The sequence below is a fragment of the Microcystis sp. LE19-131.1A genome (assembly GCF_027532015.1).
In the GTDB taxonomy this organism is placed as follows: domain Bacteria; phylum Cyanobacteriota; class Cyanobacteriia; order Cyanobacteriales; family Microcystaceae; genus Microcystis; species Microcystis ichthyoblabe_A.
The window spans coordinates 1-2917 of the sequence record NZ_JAPZSS010000198.1; the positions used below are offsets into that span (position 1 = coordinate 1).

General features: G+C 45.9%; 4 protein-coding genes. 1 reads left to right on the forward strand and 3 read right to left on the reverse strand.

Going from position 1 to position 2917, the window contains the following annotated elements:
* Positions 1–493 (forward strand): RNA-guided endonuclease TnpB family protein (locus tag O9323_RS15055; protein WP_288125366.1); only part of this gene is annotated, 493 nt, incomplete at its 5' end.
* Positions 494–574: 81 nt separating this feature from the next.
* Here O9323_RS15055 and O9323_RS15060 read toward each other — a convergent pair.
* The 3 genes from O9323_RS15060 to O9323_RS15070 are packed head-to-tail and all read right to left on the reverse strand — an operon-like array spanning position 575 to position 2755.
* A complete protein-coding gene (locus tag O9323_RS15060; RefSeq protein WP_002752820.1) occupies positions 575–1513 on the reverse strand; it encodes a J domain-containing protein in 939 nt (312 codons plus the stop codon).
* 37 nt (positions 1514–1550) lie between these two features.
* Positions 1551–2372, reverse strand: a complete 822-nt coding sequence (locus O9323_RS15065; RefSeq protein WP_002752818.1) for an inositol monophosphatase family protein — start codon at positions 2370–2372, stop codon at positions 1551–1553.
* Positions 2373–2386: 14 nt separating this feature from the next.
* Positions 2387–2755: a 2Fe-2S iron-sulfur cluster-binding protein gene (locus tag O9323_RS15070; RefSeq protein ID WP_002752816.1), complete on the reverse strand. Its 369-nt coding sequence runs from the start codon at positions 2753–2755 to the stop codon at positions 2387–2389.
* Positions 2756–2917 lie beyond the last annotated feature (162 nt).

The window sequence follows — 2917 nt, forward strand, 5'->3', positions numbered from 1 at the left end:
AAGAATCAAAGTAGCCAAGATTCACGCTCGAATCACCGATAGTAGAAAAGACCATCTACATAAGCTAACCACTCAATTAGTTCGTGAAAACCAAACGATTGTGGTTGAGAATTTAGCCGTCAAGAATATGGTCAAAAACCCTAAATTATCTCAGGCAATATCTGACGTTAGCTGGGGAGAAATCACCCGACAATTAGCCTATAAATGCCGTTGGTACGGTAGAAATTACATCGAAATAGATAGATGGTTTCCTAGCTCTAAAAGGTGTAGTAATTGCGGGTACATTGCTGAGAAAATGCCGTTAAATGTTCGAGAGTGGGACTGTCCAGACTGTGGGACTCACCATGACCGAGATATTAACGCCAGTAAAAATATTTTGGCCGCAGGGCTTGCGGTGTCAGTCTGTAGAGCGACCATAAGACCAGAACAGAGTAAATCTGGGGCGGCAGGTGCGAAAAATCCTTCGGGAAAGAAGCAGAAACCCAAATCGTGAGGTTTGGGAATCGCCGTCCGTTTTACGGCGGCGAGGATGTCAAGGGAGTTTGCTAATCAAAATCGGTGGCACTGGTCAGTCCTATTTCTTTTTACCACCAAATCGAGACCAAAAACCGCCCTTGCGCTCTCCTTCCTCTTTTTGTCCTTTCTGGTCTGGCATTTCAGTATTAGAATTAATTACTTTATCTAGTTCCCGTTTGCTCCTAATCACCGTCGCATCTTTGGGGTTGGTTTGCCAAGCGCGATTGATATGAACCCGGGCCATGGATAGTTGATTTTGTCGCAGGTAGGCTAAACCGATCAGGGCGTGACAGATGCCATTATCCGGTTCTTGCCGCAGGGCATCGCGCAATTCTCGCAAAGCTTGGGCGGGGTTATTTTCGTCAAGAGAAGCTTGGGCGCGGCGAATATAGGCTTCTAGGGGCGATTCCTTCGCTTTAGCTGGGGCTGCCGTGGTGACAGTCGCTCTAACTAACTCGGACTGGTTAGTATTGCCCTGGGAGATAAAGACTTTCGGGGTGGTTTTCCTGCTGCCCTGACCTTCGGTTAAGATCAGATAAACGAGATTGAGTTCACTGAGTTGGGCGATTTTCTGATAGGTATTTTCCAGAGCGGTATATTGATCGATCGCCAAAGATTGCAGGATTTTTTGATAGACTAATTCGTAGTTAGCGCTAGATTGGGCTAGTTTTCTAGCTGGTTCGCTACTGATGGTGATTTTACTCAAATCTCTCCCCATTGCCTTGCCCATTTGTGCTAAAACAAGGCGAAATTCTTCGCGAGATAGATCGTGGCTCAGATGTTCGTAGGCGGGGTTAACTAATTTTGAAAGTAACTGATGAGCCTGTTCCTTTTCATCGGGGGTGTAAGTGCGACAGGTATCAGGATGGAGTTTATAGGCGATTTTTAAGTAACGCTGGCGAATCTCCTCCTGTTCGGCATCGATCGAGACTCCTAAAATAGCGAAGTGATCGATTAAATCATATTGAAATAATCCCTGGGAAATTGGAAAAGTCATAGAGAGTATCCTAACTTTAATCAAAATGATAATCGCATTAAAACTGAAAGCTCCAAGAGGCCGCTTTTTGCAGAGCTTGGCTTAAGGGGGTGTGAATCTGTCCGTTAGTAGCCAGGATTCGCCCCGTTTCTATCAAAAAAGGACTCTCATCGTAGGCGCTAATTTTACCCCCAGCTTCTTCGATCAGAATAACTCCCGCGGCCAGATCCCAGGGATTAATTCCTCGTTCCCAATAACCATCTAAGCGCCCACAGGCCACATCGGTTAAGTCGTTGGCAGCGGAACCGCTGCGGCGTACCCCTTGGGTCAGATGGGTCAAATAACAGAATTCGGCATAATTATTATCGGAGGTTTGACAGCGATCGTAGGCAAAACCCGTCACCAGTAAACTTTTTTCTAGTTCACCGGTCCGGGAGACATGGATGGGACGACGGTTCAGAGTGGACCCCAAACCCTGGGCTGCCCGAAATAGTTCCTTTCTAAAGGGGTTATAGATGACTCCTACTTTTGCTATCCCTGCGATCAGTAGTCCGATAGAGACGACGGATACGGGATAACCGTGGGCATAGTTGGTGGTTCCATCGAGAGGATCGATCGCCCAGAGATAGTCGCTATCGGTCCCTGGCAGTTTTCCCGATTCTTCCGCTAAAAACCCGTGTTTGGGAAAGTGACGGCCAATAATTTTGAGAATTTCTGTTTCCGCTCGACGATCTATTTCCGTCACTAAATCGCCCGATCGCCCTTTTTCTTCTATTGTCTCGATTTTACCCCAATTATCGAGGATAATTGTTCCCGCCGCTAGGGCGGCTTCGCTGGCAATGTCTAAGTATTTTTCTAATTGGCTGCTGGTATCTAGCACGATTAATCCCTAATCTATTCCTCATCTAAGGGTAAACCAAAACGCACTTTCCCACGAGCAAAAAAGCGACCGAATTGCAGTTCATAGACTTCATCTTCGTCTTGGGTGGCTACTTCCATATCGCCACGGGCATAACTGACACAAAGTAAAGCATAACCTCTGGCTTTTAATTCCGGCGATAGTCCGATCGCTTCTGGTTGATGGATATCTCCCGATAATACCCTGACCGCGCAGCTGGTACAAGCTCCATTGCGACAGGAAAAGGGTAATTGATAGCCCTGTTTTTCCAGACTGTGGAGTATATAGTTATCCTCAGGAACGGTGGTGGTAATTTTTTCGCCCGTCTGACGATTGTTAACGGTGATTTGATGATATTTAGTCATAGTTTAGTTAGGCGGAAATTAAAGCTGTAATTCTAGATAGTTCTGAATTTAGGTGCTATTTTGGTCAGCCGTCTTGATTATATCATAAATCATTGCTCAAATAGTCATCATAATCTCTATAAATACTTCCTGACAAAGGGGGCGGTTTTCGGGGAATTTGCC